18 protein-coding genes are annotated in these 20,174 nt (G+C 32.8%); 6 read left to right on the top strand and 12 right to left on the bottom strand.

Annotated features, from left to right (window positions below):
- The first annotated feature begins 130 nt into the window (after positions 1 to 130).
- A complete protein-coding gene (locus AC622_RS03245; RefSeq protein ID WP_049669770.1) occupies positions 131 to 655 on the top strand; it encodes a GNAT family N-acetyltransferase in 525 nt (174 codons plus the stop codon).
- A 279-nt stretch (positions 656 to 934) separates the two neighbouring features.
- Here AC622_RS03245 and AC622_RS03240 read toward each other — a convergent pair whose 3' ends face one another.
- A complete protein-coding gene (locus AC622_RS03240; RefSeq protein WP_049669769.1) occupies positions 935 to 1,579 on the bottom strand; it encodes a hypothetical protein in 645 nt (214 codons plus the stop codon).
- 247 nt (positions 1,580 to 1,826) lie between these two features.
- Here AC622_RS03240 and AC622_RS21155 point away from each other — a divergent pair, with 247 nt between their 5' ends.
- Positions 1,827 to 2,204, top strand: coding sequence for a hypothetical protein (locus AC622_RS21155; protein WP_197089899.1), 378 nt, complete (start codon positions 1,827 to 1,829; stop codon positions 2,202 to 2,204).
- 248 nt (positions 2,205 to 2,452) lie between these two features.
- Here the strand turns inward: AC622_RS21155 and AC622_RS03230 are convergent, their stop codons facing one another.
- The gene (locus AC622_RS03230) at positions 2,453 to 2,968 is read right to left on the bottom strand and encodes a DUF3231 family protein (protein WP_049669768.1); all 516 of its coding nucleotides are present in this window, start codon (positions 2,966 to 2,968) and stop codon (positions 2,453 to 2,455) included.
- A gap of 211 nt (positions 2,969 to 3,179) precedes the next feature.
- Here AC622_RS03230 and AC622_RS03225 point away from each other — a divergent pair, with 211 nt between their 5' ends.
- Entirely contained in the window at positions 3,180 to 3,377 is a 198-nt protein-coding gene (locus AC622_RS03225) for a hypothetical protein (RefSeq protein ID WP_049669767.1), read from the top strand.
- A gap of 160 nt (positions 3,378 to 3,537) precedes the next feature.
- Here the strand turns inward: AC622_RS03225 and AC622_RS03220 are convergent, their stop codons facing one another.
- The 10 genes from AC622_RS03220 to AC622_RS20925 all read right to left on the bottom strand — a co-directional run bounded on the left by AC622_RS03220 (position 3,538) and on the right by AC622_RS20925 (position 15,206).
- The gene (locus AC622_RS03220; protein ID WP_049669766.1) at positions 3,538 to 4,020 is read right to left on the bottom strand and encodes a small multi-drug export protein; all 483 of its coding nucleotides are present in this window, start codon (positions 4,018 to 4,020) and stop codon (positions 3,538 to 3,540) included.
- 38 nt (positions 4,021 to 4,058) lie between these two features.
- A complete protein-coding gene (locus AC622_RS03215; RefSeq protein ID WP_049669765.1) occupies positions 4,059 to 4,493 on the bottom strand; it encodes a DUF2383 domain-containing protein in 435 nt (144 codons plus the stop codon).
- 341 nt (positions 4,494 to 4,834) lie between these two features.
- Positions 4,835 to 5,716, bottom strand: a complete 882-nt coding sequence (locus AC622_RS03210) for a YopX family protein (protein WP_156185547.1) — start codon at positions 5,714 to 5,716, stop codon at positions 4,835 to 4,837.
- A gap of 592 nt (positions 5,717 to 6,308) precedes the next feature.
- On the bottom strand, positions 6,309 to 7,439 hold the full coding sequence (locus AC622_RS03205; protein ID WP_049669763.1) for a tyrosine-type recombinase/integrase: 1,131 nt from the start codon (positions 7,437 to 7,439) through the stop codon (positions 6,309 to 6,311).
- Positions 7,440 to 7,852: 413 nt separating this feature from the next.
- On the bottom strand, positions 7,853 to 11,158 hold the full coding sequence (locus AC622_RS03200) for an immunoglobulin-like domain-containing protein (protein ID WP_049669762.1): 3,306 nt from the start codon (positions 11,156 to 11,158) through the stop codon (positions 7,853 to 7,855).
- A 548-nt stretch (positions 11,159 to 11,706) separates the two neighbouring features.
- A complete protein-coding gene (locus tag AC622_RS03190; RefSeq protein ID WP_049669760.1) occupies positions 11,707 to 13,278 on the bottom strand; it encodes a recombinase family protein in 1,572 nt (523 codons plus the stop codon).
- The gene (locus AC622_RS03185) at positions 13,268 to 14,680 is read right to left on the bottom strand and encodes a recombinase family protein (protein WP_049669759.1); all 1,413 of its coding nucleotides are present in this window, start codon (positions 14,678 to 14,680) and stop codon (positions 13,268 to 13,270) included. The genes AC622_RS03190 and AC622_RS03185 overlap by 11 nt, the downstream gene beginning before the upstream one ends.
- Complete coding sequence (locus AC622_RS03180) at positions 14,677 to 14,865, bottom strand: hypothetical protein (RefSeq protein ID WP_049669758.1); 189 nt, start codon at positions 14,863 to 14,865, stop codon at positions 14,677 to 14,679. Before AC622_RS03180 ends, AC622_RS03185 begins: the two co-directional genes overlap by 4 nt.
- Before the next feature lie 61 nt (positions 14,866 to 14,926).
- Positions 14,927 to 15,079, bottom strand: coding sequence for a hypothetical protein (locus AC622_RS20930; RefSeq protein ID WP_156185545.1), 153 nt, complete (start codon positions 15,077 to 15,079; stop codon positions 14,927 to 14,929).
- Complete coding sequence (locus AC622_RS20925; protein ID WP_156185544.1) at positions 15,054 to 15,206, bottom strand: hypothetical protein; 153 nt, start codon at positions 15,204 to 15,206, stop codon at positions 15,054 to 15,056. The genes AC622_RS20930 and AC622_RS20925 overlap by 26 nt, the downstream gene beginning before the upstream one ends.
- Positions 15,207 to 15,768: 562 nt before the next feature.
- On the opposite strand from AC622_RS20925, the gene AC622_RS03170 reads away from it, so the two are divergent.
- From AC622_RS03170 to AC622_RS03160, 3 genes are all read left to right on the top strand, one after another.
- Positions 15,769 to 15,951 carry a helix-turn-helix domain-containing protein gene (locus AC622_RS03170; protein ID WP_049669756.1) on the top strand — a complete coding sequence of 61 codons (183 nt, stop codon included), beginning with the start codon at positions 15,769 to 15,771 and terminating at the stop codon, positions 15,949 to 15,951.
- 491 nt (positions 15,952 to 16,442) lie between these two features.
- Entirely contained in the window at positions 16,443 to 18,239 is a 1,797-nt protein-coding gene (locus AC622_RS03165) for a hypothetical protein (RefSeq protein WP_049669755.1), read from the top strand.
- A complete protein-coding gene (locus AC622_RS03160; RefSeq protein ID WP_049669754.1) occupies positions 18,217 to 20,148 on the top strand; it encodes a hypothetical protein in 1,932 nt (643 codons plus the stop codon). Before AC622_RS03165 ends, AC622_RS03160 begins: the two co-directional genes overlap by 23 nt.
- Positions 20,149 to 20,174 lie beyond the last annotated feature (26 nt).

The raw sequence follows: 20,174 nt of genomic DNA, 5'->3' as shown, positions 1-20,174 counted from the left end.
ATTATGTTGATGGATTAATGCCCGCTTCTGTTGAAATCCTTATTGTAGAAACGGGCAGGTTAGTGGAACAGGTTTATTGAATTTATAAATAATCGAATAAAAAGGTTAATTAAAAGGAGGTATAAATAACTTGGAGTACGGTGAAGATTTTGAGGTGAAAATTGCAACAAACCACGACAGTAGTGTAATTATTAAGATGTTAAAGCAGATAGCTCAATGGATGAAAGATAATGATATAAACCAATGGCGGTTTCTATTAGAGGGTGGTGATGATGAAGAGATTGAACAAGGCATATTTAATCAAGAAACATACATTGTTTTAAAAGATAAGAAAATTATGGCCACGTTCACGCTATTATCTGAACCAAGTGAATGGGACAGGCATATTTGGGGAAGCGATATTTCTTCAAAATCGCTTTATTTACACAGACTTGCAATACTGCCTGCCTATATGAAGAAAGGTATAGGGCAAAGTATATTGACTTGGATAGAAGACAATGCAAATGATAAAGAATTTCTTAAGTTAGATTGTGTTACTGATAACATTAAATTAAATAACTTTTATAAGTGCAATGACTTTGAATTTATTGGTGTAACCGATGGTCATAGTAAATATCAAAAAAGTATAAAAAAGAATGAGATATTCTTCAAATAAAGAGTCTTCTCTTGAATAAAAGAGCTGCGATCAGCTCTTTTTGTTTATGCAGCTAAAGGGGCAGTTAGTTTAATAAGAACTATATATGGAAAAAGAGGGGGAAACTAAAAAACTCACTTTATCTTAGCGGGTTTACTTATGAAGTGAAGAAAAACAAACACAATTTCACTTAGTGAACACAAATAACTGCAAATAAATTCATAAATCAATTCACATAAAAAAGGAGCTTTGGAAATCCCCAAAGCTCTTTTTTATTGGTGATTATTATTTCATACTAAGCTAAAACTCTTTACTCCACTCATCATCTAAATTCACACCATTTTCAGCGATATATTCAATAATAACCGAGCCACTTTGCAATTTAACTTCGCTTTGTAGGAAAGATATGAATTCATTAACGATTTTATCGTCCTCGTTACTCTTTTTTCGAGGAAGAGTAATTCGTATAGTAGGTGCAACATCAAACGCTGTATAACTTTTGGGGTTTATAGGATCAATACCTAATTCATTCCCTATAGTTTCGTTGGTAAAGAAAACGTGGAAATCACTTGATTCTCCAAAATTTACTTTAATGAAAGGACTTATTTCAGTTTTTAAATCATCTTCCCACTTATCGGCAATGTAGGTATCAACCATTTGTTTTGTTTCATCATCATAATAAATTAAAAATTGTGTATGATTTTTCCGATCAAAAGCCTTCGCAGCATATTCAAATGAGTCAAAGTTCCCCATATTATCAAATAGAGTATCATAGACTTCGAAGTATTCATTAAAATTATCTTCTAAATATAGTTCTGCTTGGATTCTTACTTGTTCTTCCTTATCCTTATTAGGCTTTATTCCAAATAAAAAAGTAACTATTATTAGTCCAATTCCTATAACGATAGCACCCCAAAAAAATAGTGGGATTAGATATTTATTCAAAGAAAGCCCCCTCTCCTTAAACAACTTTATCACAAGAATACATATTATTCCATTGAACTGTTATGCAGAATCATCTAAGTTTGTTAGATGCATACTTAAACAATGGGGGCATTAATCTTAGAAGGATTAATGCCCTTTTATGTTGAACTTCTTATTGAAGTAAAGGGGCAGGTTAGTTGAAGAAGGAATCCTGACAAAGATGTTGAAATAGTAATATTAACCTACAATATATGGAGGCATACATATAATGAATTTTATTAAAATCATTCTGTCACTAATTCCAGTTCCATTCCTATTTCATTTGTACGAATATAACTACTGTCATCTTAAAGGGCACGATGCTGTTTTCTTATTTCCAGTATTTCTAATGTTCATAATTGTTGTAGGCATAACATCGAAAAATATAAAATTACCTTTGTTTTTTGGAGTTAATTTTATAATGACAGTTATTTCCCTATTGTTTGGCTATTTTTTAATTGCGGATGATGGAAGTTGGTTTAAACCTTTCGGAAGAGACTTCGCAATTATATTCATTTCTGTTATTTATATCTTAGGGCAGTTAATTATAAGAGGAATAATAAGAGGGATTGGTGAGTTCAATTCAGCCATCGAACAAAAAGACTAGTGTGCAATTAACGGAGGTATTGATCTAAGAAGGATTAATGCTCTTTTTTGGTAAATTCCTTATTGTAGAAAAGGGGCAGGTTAGTTCAATAAGTTTTAAGAAAAAATCCAAGGGAACATAGGGTTGATTATGTACTATAATGAATTCAATTTCGCAGATATTCTAGAAAATGAAAGATGCCTCTATGAGATAGAAGCATCATTGGAGTGCAATATTGATTAACATCCATTAAACGTTTTTTGAGATATTTATTCCTTATTTTTAGTTTCCATATGAAGTGGAGGAGGAACTAACCATCCTTTTTCTTTCATAATTTGTAGCAAAGCTGCACCATCTTTCAGAGCTTTAGCATTTTGTTGAGTAAGCATTAATGCTAGATCTTCACGGATACATTGGCTTATTAATCCACTCACTGCGGTAATTCCTGTAGCGATATCTCTTGCAATAGCATAAGCAATTTGAGCATCTTGGAATCTTGCTCCTACTGGAATTTGTTCGATATCCACTTCAGGTCTTTCAGCAGGTGTAGGTGGCACAACAATGTCATTCGCAATTAACACTTGTTCTAGCTCTTTAATGGACGGTTCAATACTATTTTTAATAACGCCTTTTATATAATGTTTTAAGTCTTTATCACCTGTGTGATTACAATAAACTTGATAACCGTCCAATGCTGCTTTAGCTACTGCTAATTGAGTGGAGAAACCATATACTTCTCCATAATGCATTGGTTCATTTTGAGGATTACCACTTAGAATTCCCATAAATACACTCCTTGGTTATAATTTCGTGATTTCACAGAACTCACGAATGTTAGTATGTGTATTTTTAAAATTATTAGCCCTTTAAATTAGGGAACAAAAGAGTAATTATGGTTTCATTATTTCTTATACTACTATCGGGGCAGTTTAGTGGAATAAGACAAACTTATTTAATCATATCTTAGGAAAAATGATTTAGGTGTGATAAATCTATATGAAAGCACAAAATCAAGTTATTTTCTATACAATTAAATGGTCAACAATTAAAAAATTTCTAATACTAGATTTTATCGCAGGTACAGGTATTTATTATGCATTTAAAATCATTTCATCAAGCGTTTTAGTTGGTATTTTAGGAAGTGTTGTTTGTACCGAGGGTATTAAAAGATTACCTAGCAAACAGAAGCGTTAATCCTTTTAGATTAACACTGTTTTTACACCTTACGTAAATATTTAATTGATAAAAAACACCTCTGGGTGGAAGTAACGGGGCAGGCGGAAAAAGGATTATGGATTCTCTCTATCTTTTATACATTCCTTGAAAAAGAACTCACTTTAAGGACGTAGGTAACCTATACCAAGCGATCTGTAAGATTAACACCAAGCATAACTAAAACTCCAGTACCAATTGTCCAGACCAAAATGCCAATCGTCATCCACAATGCTACATAACGCTTAGGTGCTCCTGCTATAAGCGAAATAACTGCCCCGATATGATGCCCAACACCAAGCGGTCCGAGTAAAGAGATACCAGGTACGCCGTATTTCTTGAATAGCTTGCGAGCGAGTTTCATTCGTTTGCCCGAATACCCTTCTTTCTGTTTAGCGTTTCGCGTATAACTTATTTTTTCATATAACACAATAATCACCATAACAGACAGCAAGTTCCCAAACGAAGCCACTATAAGTGTCGGAACAGCAGGAAAACCGAAAATAATAAAGACCGAAGCGGTAGAACCTTCGAGAAAAGGAACGAATGATATTAGAAATACAGCTCCTAATTGAATAAATATATTTGCTTCAATCACACTTTCTAATATGCTTAGATTATTCATTCTTCTCCCCCAAATGTAGCATTATGTATAAGTCGGTTCTAAGAATGTAACAGAGACTTTAGGTAATCTACGTGTTCTCGGTCTTTATCAAGAATTTTATGGACAAGATTTAGACTTTCTTCATCTAGCTTACCCCTTACTAGATCCTCACTCATTCTTATCCCATATATATTTTCCCCCTTAATAGCGTGTTTAATAATCTCCTCCTCTGTATTGTGATTTTCAAATAAATTTACAATTCCAGCTTCAACCTTTCCAATTATTCCTTCACTTGTTACAGGTGCACCACCTAAATTTTGAATTCTCTCTGAAATAATTATTGCGGTATTTTTCAGGTCTTTCTGGATCGAAATGAACGAGTCTTTTAATGAGGAATGTTGTAGTTTTTTTATAAAGTGCTCATAAGCATTAATGGCCATATATGACCCTCGCAAGAAATCGTTTAGTGTCGTAATTGTCGTATCTTTGTCCAAGTTAATCTCTTCCTTTTCTAAATAGAATACTTTTATTATTTCTGTTGGTGTAATAACTATACTATTTTCCAAAAGTTTAATGGACAGTTTATGTCAACAATTTAAGCAAACTACGGGGCCTAACTCCTATATCTGGGGATGTGGCAAAGTGGTGTAGCATTCCTAGATGAATGAAAATTAGATTTTTAAATGTGAAATAATGTACTTAAACAAACAGGGGCTTTAGCTCAATAACAAGTACAGCCACTTCCTAACTGGAGGTGGTTATACTTGTTATGAAAAAATGCTCCATTTGCTTAAGTACATCCTTTAACAAAAGCGGTTTTCCATATCACTTTCTATTATTCACTGATTAATCCCCTGAATATTTCTTCATTTTCGTGAACATTCCCTATTACTTCTACTGTTTTCATATCTATTTCACAAAATAAATGATGCACCATTGTAACCCCTATATATTTTGGATTATCAATACACCAACAAGAGCATTCTGCATCATATGTACTGATTCCCACAAATTCTCCGAGGGTGAATCCATACTCCTTGTAGTCATTAGGATATTTCCTTTTATATTCTTCTTCATTTAAACCATTTTTTACAATATCACCTTCGTATATGTCTTTTTCATTAATGTCTGTTGCACCTGAAAATTGCATTAGTTTACACCAAGGGTCTTTAGAAGTACAATACTGTTCATTTTTATACTCTAGCTCCCAATCACCACCTTCAAATACAAGGCGGTAACCACTGTCTTTCGATACATAAATAATTTTCTTTCCATCCCATACACGAAATTTTAATTCGAGTGGTTTTGGATCAGATGGATCAGATTTTAGAGTTAAAAGCAGTTCTTCATTTTCATACATATTTCCAACAACTTCTATAGCACCGTCCCACTGGTCAAGGTATTCCCCCCCTTCTTTAGTACCATCACTTATAATCCATCCATCAAGCGGTTCATCCTCAATTTGACGGAACTCTTCTCCAAATTTAACTACTCCCATAGGTTCATCATATTCGTCAAATTCATCATCATCAAATACCACCTTAAGAAAGTCACCTTCATAAATATCTACTCCATTAACATCGTTTAACCCAGAGAATTTTTGTATTTCGCCTTCTTTTATTATCCTTTCTAATGAAGGATCAAGGTCTTCAGAAGATGTAAAATACCAATAACGCTTTCCACCTGTGTCCCATACACGAAATTTATTATCTCTCATATTTATCCCCACTTTAATCAGAATTTTCAAATTAATAATATCCTAGCAACTAATTAAAGTCATCTTTTATGACTATATAATAGTGCTTCTTTCACTTATCTATTTTAGAAGGATAAGAAAAAGAATCTGATTATCTTTCGCTAATTAAAGTAATGCCTGTTTTAAGCATTATGGAAGTGTTGGCCACAGATTTTTTAATATGCTAATTGCTAAAGAATTGCAGAAAAAAGGCTGGAGAGGTAAAGGAGATAGTAAAGAACATTGGAACTGCAGAACATTCTCCTTATTGAAATAATAGGGGCTTTAGTTGAATAAGCTTGAATTTTGACTGCTTAAAATTTCATAAAATGTTTTAGTATGGGATATATTATATACACGAGTGGTAAGCTCGTCTTTACAATATGTTTATTTGGACGACCACCCTTTTATGCTTTGGACGGCGCGGAGGGTGGTGTTTCTTATCTAGTTTCAGGTATCGTTTTTTCGGAATGCTGATAAAACTTTGGATAAGTTACAAGGCAAATCACTACTCTTATATAAACAAAAAGAATTTCACTAATCGCGAAATTCTTTTTGTTCCTTCTATAATAGACTACGCTCCTTGTTTAGATAAGTATGCTTCCTCAAATCGTAAAGCTGCTGCATCTTGAATATCCGGTACTACGTGAGAATATGTATCCATTGTGATTCCAATCCGGCTATGGCCTAATCTTTCTGACACAACCTTCGGATTTTCACCATTTTTCAACATTAGTGTTGCGTGTAAATGTCGTAAATTGTGGATTGTGACTTTCGGTAGTGAGGCTGTTTTAATTATGTGATTAAATTCCCTTAACAGATTATTAGGATCTTTAAAAGTCCCTTTACTATTACAGAAAACCAATTCTTCTAAATTGAAATGCCCCTGATAAGCCTTTATTACTTTTTGTTGTTTTTCATAATGCTTTCTCAATACGTCTCGCACATATGAAGAAATGGAAATCTGGCGATTAGATTGTGTTGTTTTTGGATTTTTCAAAACTAACCCTTCCCCATTAACCCGGCATAGACTTCGTCTTATGTGTAATTTTCCTTTGTCAAAATCTACATCACACCATTTTAAGCCCAACAATTCTCCTTTTCTCATACCTGTTGTAATAAGAAGCAAATATAAGGCATAATCATCTCTGCTCTCTATCAATCTAAGAAACCTCTTTAATTCTCCTTCATCCCACACAACCATCTCTTTCTTTACCACCCTTGGAGGTGTTGCGTTTGCTACAGGGTTATTCTGTAGATAAGACCACTTAACAGCTTGAGAAAACGCTCGATTTAATAAGTTATGTAATTCTCGAACCGTCTTTCCTGATAATCCCTCTCCAAGTTTTTTGCTATAAAAATCATCTAGCATTCGTGGTGTGATTTTATCTAACCTCTTACCTTCAAAATAAGGTACAATATGATTCTTGATTAAAGGCCATCGATTTTGAGCAGTTGTTTTTTCAACATTTCTACGATAGAATTCAAACCACTCTTTTATAAATTCTAGAAATGTAGTTTTACTTGCTTTAACATAAGTACCTTCTGCAAACGCTATCCTTAACTTTGCTTGATAAATTTCTGCCTCTCCCTTTGTCTTAAAACCACTTTTATACGGATGACATCTTTTCCCATATGCATCATAACCTAATGATTCTCTGAAATAATAATAGTTTTTTTCCTTATTCTTTTTAATTTTTGCCATTTTAAATCAGCTCCATATATATGATTTTATTTATTTTGTATTGATGTTGTCTCTCATTATCTTCTTAAACTTATAGAAAGCTTCTTATAAGAGAATCATAGGAATTATATTTTTTTGTTTTTCTAAAATTCAAGGGGTAAGAGAAAAAACTTAAATTTTTTTCAAAAATATTTTTAGGATATTTAAAATACACAATAATTAAAGGAACACAATAATTGGGCTGTTCTCTCTTCTCCCTAAAGCGGAAAAATTTAGAATCACTTTCTCAACAATCGTATATTTAATGAATTATTTTCATTTCTTATAGGAAATACACACTAAAATGTATTCAATTCAAAAAGCCCCTATCTTACGAGATAAGGGCTTTTCTTTATAGAGTCATAAGTAAATACTTGGGTTAATTAAACTATCTTTTACCAAATATCGACTGAATATTCATATGTAATCTCATCCTTTAAGCCCGCCAGTAGAACAAATTTCCCTCCACTCAGGACTGATTTCTCCTCTTCGCTATAATCAAAACGCATACTCCATTGTTTTGACGGAAGTATATCTGTTTTAACACCAATACTTTTCAATTCATCTTTTGAATATGTTCGAACTAAAGACCCATCTTTGTTGTAAAATTTAACGCCTCTGACTTCGATGTTTTCAATATCTTGATTCAAAAACCAAATATCTATGTAATTAGGATACTCACTATACCCAGTAAAAAGCAGTCCTGGTTTATCTATTACAACAATTGTGAGATAGGCATCCATTGTTTCTCCTATTCTTGCCCAGAATGTTACAGTACCTTCTTTTAATACTTTTACTGCACCATTCTGGTCTATGGTAGCAATCGTCTCATCTGAAGACCACCAATTTATATCTTTTAAATAACTTTCTTCATTAGGAGTAACTATCGCTGTTAATGTAAACTCCTGTCCTGTTTTAGCAATTGGACTAGGAAGATCAGTATGTATTTTAAAGCTTTCAGGAAGAGGCTTTACGGTGAGCGTACAACGTTCTACTGTTGTGTTCCCCGCACTATCGGTAACTTTATAAATAACAATATAGTCACCAGCTCGGGAAGTATCAACATTGTGTTCTATCTCTACTACACTAGTCATATCCCCATCAAGATTATCTTGAGCGGTTACTTCATCGCGCAATACACCTAGCGATGCACTATATTGATATATTTCCACGTCTTTTACGCCACTTATCACTGGTGGAATATTGTCTACCACGATTACTTTACGAATATACTCATAATCATTTCGATATCCTTTATCACTTGGAAAACTATATCTAATTTCATAAGTACCTATCTTATTAACATCGACATTATGTTCAACTTTTATATATGAAGTAATATCCTCGCCGGATTTATAGTCAGTGGCCAATACACCTTCTAAAGGATCGAAACTTTCACCAGGGTAAATTTTTAAATCATCCAGTCCCTTTAATGAAGCGCTCCTCGGAATTAAATAAAGAGAACGTTGAGCTTCTGTTATATTCCCACTGGTGTCTTTTACCGTATAGGTAAATAAAAAAGATGCTTCATCAGGTGCTAGAGATGTGTCAATTTTCCCCTCTACATTTATTTTAGAAGTTAAGTCACCATCGTAATTGTCAGTAGCTGTTACACCCTGCATTGGATCAAAGGAATCAAACCATTGGAGTTCTATATCAGTATCAATCACACTGATTTCAGGAAAAATATTATCTACTACCGTCACTTTACGTTCAGCAGTTGCAATATTTCCAGACTTATCTTTAACTGTATAAGTTAGCAGATAAGTACCTGGCTTATCAACATTTACTTTTCCCTCGACATTTATACCTGCAGTTAAATCTCCATCTATCTCATCGCTTGCCTTTACTCCCGATAGAGGACTAAAGGCTTCACCAATATTTATAGTAGTATCACCAACACCTGTCAAAACAGGGGAGCTCATATCGACAACATTTACTGTGCGTGTTACAGTTGTTCGATTTCCCGACTTATCGCTGACACTGTAAGTGAGTTTGTATGTGCCCATCATCAAACCGTTAGCTATATCAATGTCACTAATACCGGAGAATGTCACTAGGTTGGTAATCGTACCATCTATCTCATCTATTGCTTCTATCCCGCTCATAGGGTCAAACCAAGTCTTATAATTAATTGACATATCATTTGCACCTAAGATTTTTGGAGGGAACTTATCAACAACTTTTACTGTCCGTGTTACGGTTGCTTTGTTCCCTGACTTGTCCTTGACCGTGTACGTAAGTTTATATGTACCTATTTTGTCTGTATCAACAGCACCAGTTACTGTCACTCGGTTAGTTATCGTGCCGTCTATGTAATCTGTGGCTATTACCCCATTCATAGGATCAAAGGTAGTGCCATAATTAATTGATGTATTACTTACACCCGTGATTTTTGGAGAGACCTTATCAACAACATTTACTGTACGAGTTACACTTGCTTGGTTTCCTGACTTGTCCTTGACGGTGTAGGTAAGTTTATATGTACCTATCTTGTCTGTATTAACTGTACCGGTGATTGTCACTCGATCAGTAATCGTACCGTCTATGTAATCTGTCGCTTTTATCCCTTTCATAGGGTCAAAGGAAGAACCATAATTGATTGTTGTATTACTTGCACCCGTAATTTTTGGAGAGACCTTATCAACAACCTTTACTATACGGGTTACGGATGTTTGATTTCCTGTCTTGTCCTTGACCGTGTATGTGAGTTTATATGTACCTATTTTCATTGTATTCACAGTACCCGTAATCTTCATCTGATTGGTAATCGTGCCATCTACGTTATCTGTCGCTTTTACCCCTTTCTTGGGATCAAAGGCGTCTATAAAGGAATCATCATAATTAACAGTTGTGTTACCAGCACCAGTGATTTTGGGTTTTATGGTGTCCTTTTTAACGGTTATAGTACGAGTAACTGTTGTCTTATTCTTTGTCTTGTCCTCTACAGTATATGTGAGCTTGTAGATTCCAACTTCGTTCACGTTAAGTTTTCCGCTAATCTTGATTTTGCTAGTAATATTACCGTCTACATTATCACTAGCCGTCACACCGGTTTTAGGATTAAAAGAATATCCCTTATAAACCGTTTTATTTGAAGCACCTGTTATCTTCGGCTTGGTTGTATCCTTCTTTACAGTTATAGTTCTAGTGATTTTACTTGTATTTCTTGCCTTATCAGTCACAGTATATGTTACTTTATACTTCCCTACTTTATTGGTATTCACCTTACCGCTCACTTTAATTTGAGAAGTAAGATTACCCGCTGCATTGTCGGTAGCCTTTACTCCAGCTTTCGGGTTAAAAGAATAGCCCATATAAACCGTTTTATTCGTAGCTCCAGAAATCTTCGGTTTTGTCGTGTCCTTTTTAACCGTTATAACACGCTTAACCGTACAGGTATTCTTAGCACTATCTGTTACTTTATAAGTTAGCGTATATTTACCTAGTTTCTTTGTGTTCACTTTTCCTGATATTTTGATAATACTCGTTATGTTACCGTCTACGTTATCTTTAGCAGTAACCCCTTTTCGTGGATCAAATGAATGATTCAAATAAGCAACCGAATTAGTAGCACCTGATATAGTCGGTTTAACTTTGTCCGTTGCTGCATTGGCTGAGCCTGGGATTAATAGACTAGAGGCTAATAAACTAAGTATTAAGACTAGACCAGTTACGATAGAGTATCTTTTCGTTCGCACCTTTATAACTTCCTTTCTTTGATAATAGACAATGCTCTGATTCTATTAACAGGAATCCGAGGACATCTTTATCACCAATATTTTTAAATATACACAAAATTATTTTAATATAATTTTAAAACAAATGAAAAAGTTGTTATAATCTGAAAAATAAGTCATCAAACTGAACCTCTTTTATACTTAAGGTTTCAATCAGTGATTGGTCAGTCAGTTGAACAATATAGCATACAGCTTTGATATTACCCTTTTGAGCTTCAGCTATCTTTCTAATGTATATTTTTCGGTAATCTGGCAAGACTGTATCTATATAGTTCGGCAATATACTCTGCATAGAATCCTCTGCGTTGTATGTTACCGTACAAAACGGTTCGAAAACCCTTGATATCAAAGGATTTGTCTTATTAAGATTACTGATGGAAATAAAAAGTGATAATCTTTTCGGTAATTTAACAAGAGGCTCTTTATACACTTCGGTAATCTACCAAGTACCTCTCTCGCAATTTTTTTTAGTGCTAGCGGTTTAAAAAGGCAAAGAAAAACACTTATTGCTAAGTGTTCGCTTCTTTGATTATTAAATTATAATAGTTGTCCAATGCAGCAAACGGGGCCATTTGGTATTCAACAAAAAGATGATTGTCACTTTCAAAGTCAACGCGTATTTCTTTAAATATTGATAAAAGGATAGTTCTCTTCTCTACACCTACCAACCGGTCAATATCTAACATAGAAAGCACGTCAGATACGCTATTCTTGCCTGGAGAGGATTTCGAGAGTAGTGCGTCAACGTATTCTATAAACTGATTCACATTATAAATGTTTCTCGTCAAGTTTGTCTTACTAACTGCTAATGCAAAATCCCATACACCGTATTGATTTTTACCAGTGATATGATTGTTGAGTAATGTTTCCTTATACTCTACTTGTCTTAGCTGCTCTAATAACCGATCCCGATGTTGTGTAATTCTTTTCTTTCTCTCATTCAATAGCTTATGAATATGATTGTTTGCATTGAATAGGATAGCATTCCATTTCGCAGCCAGCTCTTCCATCACAACAGGGTGTATGTGTTTAACATCTAGTTTACCCCTACACAAAGGGCAACGGTATTTTAATGACTTGGATTTAGAACGCTTGGTAGTTTGGTCTTTTGCAATTAATTTTTCATTGCACCTATGACAAACCAGTATCCCTCTAAGAAGAAAAGGTGTATCGTTGTTTTTGCCATTGTCCTTATGTAGCCCTATCGTTTGATGAGTCAGATTCCACAGTTGAACACTGATAATCGCTGGATGATGATTGGCGATTAGGTCATATTCACCCCGCTTCTTTTTTCTATGTTTATTGAGATGGGTACGAATATTCCACGGTAAATGTCCTAGATATTGATCGTTATCGAGGATATAGTCGATAGTCGCGCTGCTCCAATTTAAGTTCCTCGGTGAAGGAATCCCAGCATCATTTAAATATTTTGCTATTTTTTGCTGACTATGCCCCCAGGATGCTAAATAGAAGATTAATCGGACAATAGGAGCCTCTTTTTCATCAATGACCTGAGTTGTAGGTGTTCGCTTATTGTCTATTGGATTGATAAGAGGTTTGTAACCATACGGCAGTTCTGACCCCGGTCTCGAATTCCTATCTATTGAATTTTTTTGAGCATCTTTTATCCTGTTGGATTTGACGATTGATTCTTTCGCAGCACTTGCAAGGTTGAAGATGGCATCCGGTTTCGTCGGATCCCACTCCTCATCCTTCTTAGTAGAAAAAAATTGAAAATGCGGCTTGTGCTTTTTTATTGGCTTATGGATATCCTCCACAAAATCAAAGAATTGCCTTGAAATCCTCGATTCTTCGTAAAAGAACATTGCCTCTATTTCTTCAGTTTCTGATAAAGCCATTTGAAAGGCAAGATTCATTGCCGGACGCTCAGTGACTGTTTTGTGATAGGCACTGACAGCATCATCAACCAAAACCTTAACAATTGTATATCCTTCTCTTTTGGCCTTTGCATAAATCTCTTCTCTTTGTGTTTCTAGAGAAGCATTTTTCTTCTGTTTAACATCAGATCTCCTAATAACCCCGATGGCTTTCCGAATTTGACCTCCCTTATTATGAGGCATTCTCAACATCTCCCTCTTTAAGATATTCATTGAAGTAATAATCAAATTGTATATATTCTGGATGTACATTGATTTTTGAAATAAGTATTTCAACCAGAGTATTAAATTCCATTTCAATTACTTCATTGAAATCTAATTGAGAAATTTCTTGGACAAAACGAATGTCGCTCAATCGCTCTTCAATAAGATTGATCTTATTGACAATTTGGTTAAGGTTATCCCGTAAATCATTGATTTCCTTGATATTCTTTTCAGAGGAGCTTAATTCTTGAGGGGTGTAATCTAACACAAAATCAAGACACAGTTCCTCTATTTCAGCCTGTATTTGCTTTGAGCATTTCTTTAATTCTGCTAAATGCTTATTTGTCTTATTCACTGTAATCTTTTTAATCTTGGAAGAAGAGATGCGCTGGAAAACTATGCCTAGTGACTCTTTAATATCGTTCATTAATTCAAACAATCCGATAGAGACTTTATGTTTGGAACAAGTATAATGTCCAGGTGCTCCAATTACACCTTTATTAAACTTCAGCTCCTTATCACAAATACCACAATAAGGTTTAATGACTGATTGCTGTTGGGATAAGACCATTCCCTTATTAATTTCCCGGTCAAATTGTTCAATTTTGTTCTGTACTTTCTTGAATAATTCAACAGTAACCATCGGCTCTACATTCTCCAAAACCTCATATATTCCAGATGATGTTACAGTATGGCCGCAAAAGAAGGGATTCTGTAAAATTTCAATGATTCTTGTATCGGTCCGCTTGAGGAAAGATTTATGTTCTTTAATGATGTTATAAATGTCTTCCTTCGTATTCGCTTCAGAAAAGCTAAAAAATAGCTGATAGATTTTCTCTTTGTATTCCTTCTTTGCTATATATTTAGCTGAGGAACTCTTCGTAGCTTTAACTTTGTTGTAGCCAATTAAACTAGAAGGGTTTCTCTTGCGGGCGTCAGCAAGACGTGTTCTAATTCGCTGCCCTTCAAATTGAGCCGACAATCCATACCAAACTTCCATAAGCAAATCATTGGAGAATGGCGGGGCTTCAGAAGCAGTAAACACTACATCAACATTGTGATGATGGATAGTAGTAACAATTCGGATATATTCATAGACATCTCTGGCTAGGCGATCCCTTTCATACACAACTACAGTAGAAACTCCGCCCTCTTGTATGAGCTTTAACATTCTAGATAAAGCTGGTCGTTCATCCATACAAAGTTTTGTAGCAGACACATCAAAATCAACAAATTCTATAACATTATCCTCAGGAACATCCTTTAGATATTTTTCATTTGTTCCCCGTTGTAATTTAAGTTCTTGCCCACTCGAACTAGTCCTCAAATAGTGAGCCACCTTTTTATAACCAGTAATCTGCATAGCATTAGATTGTTTCATAACTCATTCTCCTCATTTTGTATTTGCTTGTATCCAGGTGAATCCTGCAGAAAGATTCCTTTTAGCTCCGGATCATTCGGTAAATGATTGATTATTACCTTTTCTAAGATTCTAGAAAATAGTTGAGCAGACTTTTCCGGCATTTCTTCACCATAAGTGATTCTTATTATTCTAGGCTTAAACATCTTCATTCCTCCCATTCAATTTGTATCCATTATGAACAGGTAGGAATAGTTTTATTCTTTTCTATTTCTTTGTTTGCTGCGGATCCCCTGAAAGATCAAACTTTAACTGAATCTTTAAATCTGTTGGCGATTCAGTTTTTAGCGAATTTCGCTTTATGAAAATCGGAAATGTTTTATCCCCTGGAATATCAATATTCATCAGTTTCTTCTTCATTCAAGAAACCCCTCTCTATAATTCTGAAATGAATAATCACTTCACTTGAAATATCATTTGTTTCGCAAGCTGCTAATAAGGCTTCATAATCAATTGATGTTTTTGTTTCACGTTTCTCCTGTTGCAAAGTTTATCTCCTCACAATAGTTGATTTATAGCTTTTATGACATCTGTTTAGAGAACTTTGAATGGCTCGAAGGACTTCCTCTCACCCTATACTGATAAACAGCACATCTTCCTGATAACCTATTAATCTCTATTTGGAAGGCTTCAAAGTTTGGAGTAAGAAATGGCCCAAAAGACAAATCATCTGTATCCAGTAATGTAGTATTGTTATAGAGATCCTCCATCACTTTCATATAAAAAAGTGAGCTGGTTTGGTAAGGTTTCAAAATCAACCATAGAAAAAGACACTGTATCTTAACCCAATGACTTATTAATCTTTGCGTAACCATCCTTTAATCCCCCTTTAAAAATTTCATATGAATTATATTGTGTGGATTTTTCATAAAACAACGGGAGATGCAGCATTTTATTATTTTTATAAAAAATTTTATTTATTTTTATCAAACCGTTGTTTTTTCGTACTACTTCGCAATATAATTCGTACGACAAAAAAAGAGCGATTTTATTCTTACCTAACTGAAGAAATAGAATTGGAGATTTAACGATATAAAGGAGACTTTAGAATGCAAAATATTAATGATTATCCAATGGTATTAAAGGCAAGTGATATAGCGGAGATATTAAGAGTGTCTGAGCCAAAGGCATATGCAATAATGGAAGAACCAACGTTTCCGCTTATTAGGAGTGGAAGAACAAAGCGTGTGTTGAGGGATAACTTTATGGAATGGTTAGTAAATGAAACTTGATCGTAGAATAAGATATAAAAGGGGCATTCAGAATTTTTCTAAATGCCCCTTTTTAACTATTCATATATTATGAAGGATTATATTAATAGAGTTTTATTAAACTCATTAAAACCCAATCATATACATAACTTAATGAGATATAAAATTTTATCTCAAATATAACATCGGATTTCCTAGAGATATCAAATAATCAAATAATAAAAAATAAGGGCACACCATTTCGCCAATATGCCCGTTTCCTCCATCTTTTCAATTTATAAGTTAATGCTTTACCTTCAAATGCTTAGATAAATTCAGTTTTATTCAAGCCTCTTAAACGGTTTATGATTTTTTTCAAGCCTTAGATACATAGAGCAATTAGTTCCTTATTTAGGAACCCTACCTTCCTATGAAAAATGATATAATTGGAAAAAATAGGTTTGTTTCTACTTCAACAATTAGTCGGAGTTAAAATTATGGCTTAAAAATATCTTTATAGTAAGGGGATTCTTATGAGTAGACTTCAAACAATTGAAAATAGATTAGTGGAAATAAACGAAACGGTTTTTCAAGAGCTTTGCGATAGCTATTTAATCTTGCGGAATTCTAATTATTCATCTTTTGCTAGAACAGGTAGTCAGACAGGAAAACAAAAAACTATTAAGGGAACTCCCGATACATTTTTTTTATTACCAAATGGGAAATATATTTTTGTTGAATATTCTACAAATATAACAGCAGGTGTAAAAAAGTTGAAAGAAGATATTGAGAAATGTCTAGATCACGAGAAAACAGGTATAGCTGTAAAAAATATTGCAGAAATTATTTTGTGTGTGAATTTTAAATTAAATAGTAAAGCTCAAAATCAATTAACTACCTTATTAGAAGATACAGGTATTACATTGACGTTGATTACTCTAGATTTACTTGCTCTAGATTTACATTTACATCATCGCAATTTAGTCCACCAGTATTTAGATTTATCATTCGATACTGGCCAGGTAGTTTCCTTAGAATCATTTATTGAAGAATATAATAAAGCTTCTAATGGCATAGCTACCCCCTTAGATAATTCTTTTTTACATAGAGAAGAAGAAAAAAAAGAATTGAAATCTGCAATTCATACATCAGATTTTGTAATTTTAAATGGAGCTGCTGGTGTAGGGAAAACTAAGTTAGCCATAGAAACAATACGGGAATTCTTATTTGAAAACACCTCTTATCATTCTTTCTGTATTTCTTATAAAAATTGCGATTTATTAATAGATCTATATGAATATTTTAATCCTAATAAGGATTATATTTTATTTGTTGATGATGCAAATAGGATAGATACATTTAATCAAATTATAGGTTTTTATAAGGCTTCAAGAAAAGGAAGTTTAAAAATCATTATAACTGTGCGAGATTATGCCTTAAATGTAATTAAATCTTCATTAAATGACCTATCGAAAATTGTTTTGGACATTAAAAAACTTAAGGATGAACATATAGCAGATATACTAACGGCAAATCCTTTTAATATCTTTAATGGAAGATATCAAAATGAAATCATAGCTATTTCAAATGGTAATCCAAGATTAGCTATAATGGCAGCATTATTAGCACTCGAAAAACAAGATTTATCAGTATTACATAATGTTTCCGAGCTTTTTGAGAAATACTTTACAACTTTTATTAACGATAGTATTAATATTGAAGATAAATTTACTATCCAGTGTTTAGGAATTATTTCGTTCTTTCACACACTTCCATATAACGATATGCAATTAATTGAACCAATAATTAAATTGTTTGAAATTGATTACCATAAATTTATAGACTTAATAGAGAAATTGGAGAAATGGGAATTGGTTGAGATTCAATATAATTATGTAAAGATATCTGAACAGAACATATCGAATTACTTTTTCTATTTGGCTTTTATTAAAAAAGGTTATTTATCTTTTGAACGACTACTTGAAAAATTCTTTGATTCAAAAGCAGAACGATTTAAAGAATGTGTAATTTCAGCAAATAACTCTTTTGGTTCAGAAAAAGTAATGGAGAAAGTAAAACCATCACTTAAAAATTATTTAGGTAATATCGAAAATAGAGAGAAAGACTTCCCATTCCTAACCACATTTTGGTTTTATCTACCAAATGAAGTATTAACATATTTATATGATGACATAATGGCACTACCAAATTTGGATGTTCAAGACTACCCTATATTTTATGAACGTAATCAGTTTTCATATAATAAAAATAAAATAATTGATTTATTAGGAAATTACTTTATTATCAATGGAATTAAAGGACTCAATTGAATTAAGTTTTGAATATGTAAGAAAACAACCCCAACACCTTCCAGAGTTAATCCACAAAATACGGGAGACATTTTCATTTGAACCGGATGATCAACAATTTGGTTTTTTTCGACAACACACATTGTTTGACGTATTAATAAGTGGATTGAAAAAAGAAGATGCTTTATATTCTGCTGCATTTTATGAATTAGCTAAAACTTTTTTAAAATTTACTTTTGAAAGTGTCAAGGCTGGAAGAGAGAATAAAATTATATACTATAAATATGATTTACCTAATATTGATATTTTAAAATCTTTTAGAAAAGTTATATGGGATACCATAAATACTTATTTCCACATTAACAATAAAATGAGCTTAGATTTATTATCCACTTATTGTGATGAGTATACAGAGAATAAAGACCTAGTATTCTTTGACAAAGAGTACATTTTAAAATTAATCACGAAACATTTAAATCCCACAGTGTTCGAACACTGTTTAATTGTACAAAGATATTTAGATTTTTTAAGCCACAATTCCGAAATGGAATCAAATGAATATACACTAAAAACCGAATATACAAATGATCTTTATAAAATATATTGCAGAATAGATTTGAATAGAATATCTGTTCAAGAAGAGTATGATTTTGACGAGGACCTTCAAATAAAAGAGCAAGTATTACGGAAATCTTTCGTATTTCAATCAACAGTAGAAGCTACTGATTTCATTGAAAAATATCTATATCTAATAAATTTTATTAAGGATGATTGGAATCAAAATAGAGTGTTGGATATTATCATTGATGAAAATTTCAATAACAATACTCAGATTGGACTTTTTCTTATTGAATTAATAATTGGAAAGAATAATGATTTGAATTATGTACCTCATCTAGTTTTCGAAGGGCATTTAAGCAATATAAAAGTAGCTAAAAAAATTCTAACCCTACTAGAAAAAAAGTCTTTTAATGCTAGATTAAACTGGATTATTTGTTTTTATGAAAATAAAAAGACACATTTAAATTCAGGTGAGGTCAATCAATTTATTGGCTTCTTAAAAACTATAGATGAAAATGTAAAGATTTGTTTAGGAAGGTTAACACATTTAAAAAATATACAGATTGACTTTTACGACCATCTCTTGAAAACAATCACTATAGAAAACCGAGAAAGAGATAACATAGTACGCATTGAAAGTCGTGACAATTCTCTATTATTATATTTAGAATCTATTAACAATATAGAAATAATAAAGGAAATGTATTTTCAACAAATCAAAGTAGATTCTTATTTCGATTATTCAGGTACAATTTTAAAATATATCCTGCGTAGAGATGCAGACTATTTAATCGAGTTTACAAACAAACTTTATTATAAAGGAGATCGGAATTTTCATAATAGGATTAGATTGGGATTTATTTGGGATATAGAAAACATAGGAGATACTTTAGAAAAAATAGCTGATTTAATTTTAGTTAAAGAAGATTACTTTGTTAGTACAAACCACTTTTGTAACGTATTTTTTAAAGGTATTAATAGTCAAAACATCGAACGGGCCAGAGATTTCATTATAGGCTATGTCAAAAATAATTATCAAAACATCATAAAAATAAACTTTATTATGGATATTATTCATAATACAAAGACTGAATGGTTTGATGATGTAATTATTGCTTTTATAAAAGAGAGTCAAGACCCCTCACTATTCTCAAAAATAAGGTGGCTAAAAAATAATAGAAGTATTATTGGGGATCAATTGTTTAGTGACCTAGAGATTACTGATTGGAAAAAAATTTTAGAAACAATAAATAAAATCGATTTAGGAATTAAATTAATACCTATAAAACAATATGTAGTAAACAGGATAGAACATTTAATAAATAGCTCAGAAGAAGAAAGGAGACATAAGTTTATAAACGGATTCTAATCAATGTAAGTGACAGTATACTGACA

The sequence above is a fragment of the Bacillus sp. FJAT-27916 genome, from assembly GCF_001183965.1.
Taxonomy (GTDB): domain Bacteria; phylum Bacillota; class Bacilli; order Bacillales; family Pradoshiaceae; genus Pradoshia.
Note: the sequence above shows the minus strand (reverse complement) of the source record. Positions and strands in the feature narration are given on the sequence as shown.

Coding starts and splice junctions, on each gene's coding strand:
- AC622_RS03220 (WP_049669766.1), bottom strand. CDS start 4,020: ATGAATAATCTAAGCATATTAGAAAGTGTGATTGAAGCAAATATATTT.
- AC622_RS03205 (WP_049669763.1), bottom strand. CDS start 7,439: ATGGCAAAAATTAAAAAGAATAAGGAAAAAAACTATTATTATTTCAGA.
- AC622_RS03230 (WP_049669768.1), bottom strand. CDS start 2,968: ATGGGAATTCTAAGTGGTAATCCTCAAAATGAACCAATGCATTATGGA.
- AC622_RS03180 (WP_049669758.1), bottom strand. CDS start 14,865: ATGTTTAAGCCTAGAATAATAAGAATCACTTATGGTGAAGAAATGCCG.
- AC622_RS03210 (WP_156185547.1), bottom strand. CDS start 5,716: ATGAGAGATAATAAATTTCGTGTATGGGACACAGGTGGAAAGCGTTAT.
- AC622_RS20930 (WP_156185545.1), bottom strand. CDS start 15,079: ATGAAGAAGAAACTGATGAATATTGATATTCCAGGGGATAAAACATTT.
- AC622_RS03225 (WP_049669767.1), top strand. CDS start 3,180: ATGAAAGCACAAAATCAAGTTATTTTCTATACAATTAAATGGTCAACA.
- AC622_RS03170 (WP_049669756.1), top strand. CDS start 15,769: ATGCAAAATATTAATGATTATCCAATGGTATTAAAGGCAAGTGATATA.
- AC622_RS03185 (WP_049669759.1), bottom strand. CDS start 14,680: ATGAAACAATCTAATGCTATGCAGATTACTGGTTATAAAAAGGTGGCT.
- AC622_RS03190 (WP_049669760.1), bottom strand. CDS start 13,278: ATGCCTCATAATAAGGGAGGTCAAATTCGGAAAGCCATCGGGGTTATT.
- AC622_RS21155 (WP_197089899.1), top strand. CDS start 1,827: ATGAATTTTATTAAAATCATTCTGTCACTAATTCCAGTTCCATTCCTA.
- AC622_RS03165 (WP_049669755.1), top strand. CDS start 16,443: ATGAGTAGACTTCAAACAATTGAAAATAGATTAGTGGAAATAAACGAA.
- AC622_RS03160 (WP_049669754.1), top strand. CDS start 18,217: ATGGAATTAAAGGACTCAATTGAATTAAGTTTTGAATATGTAAGAAAA.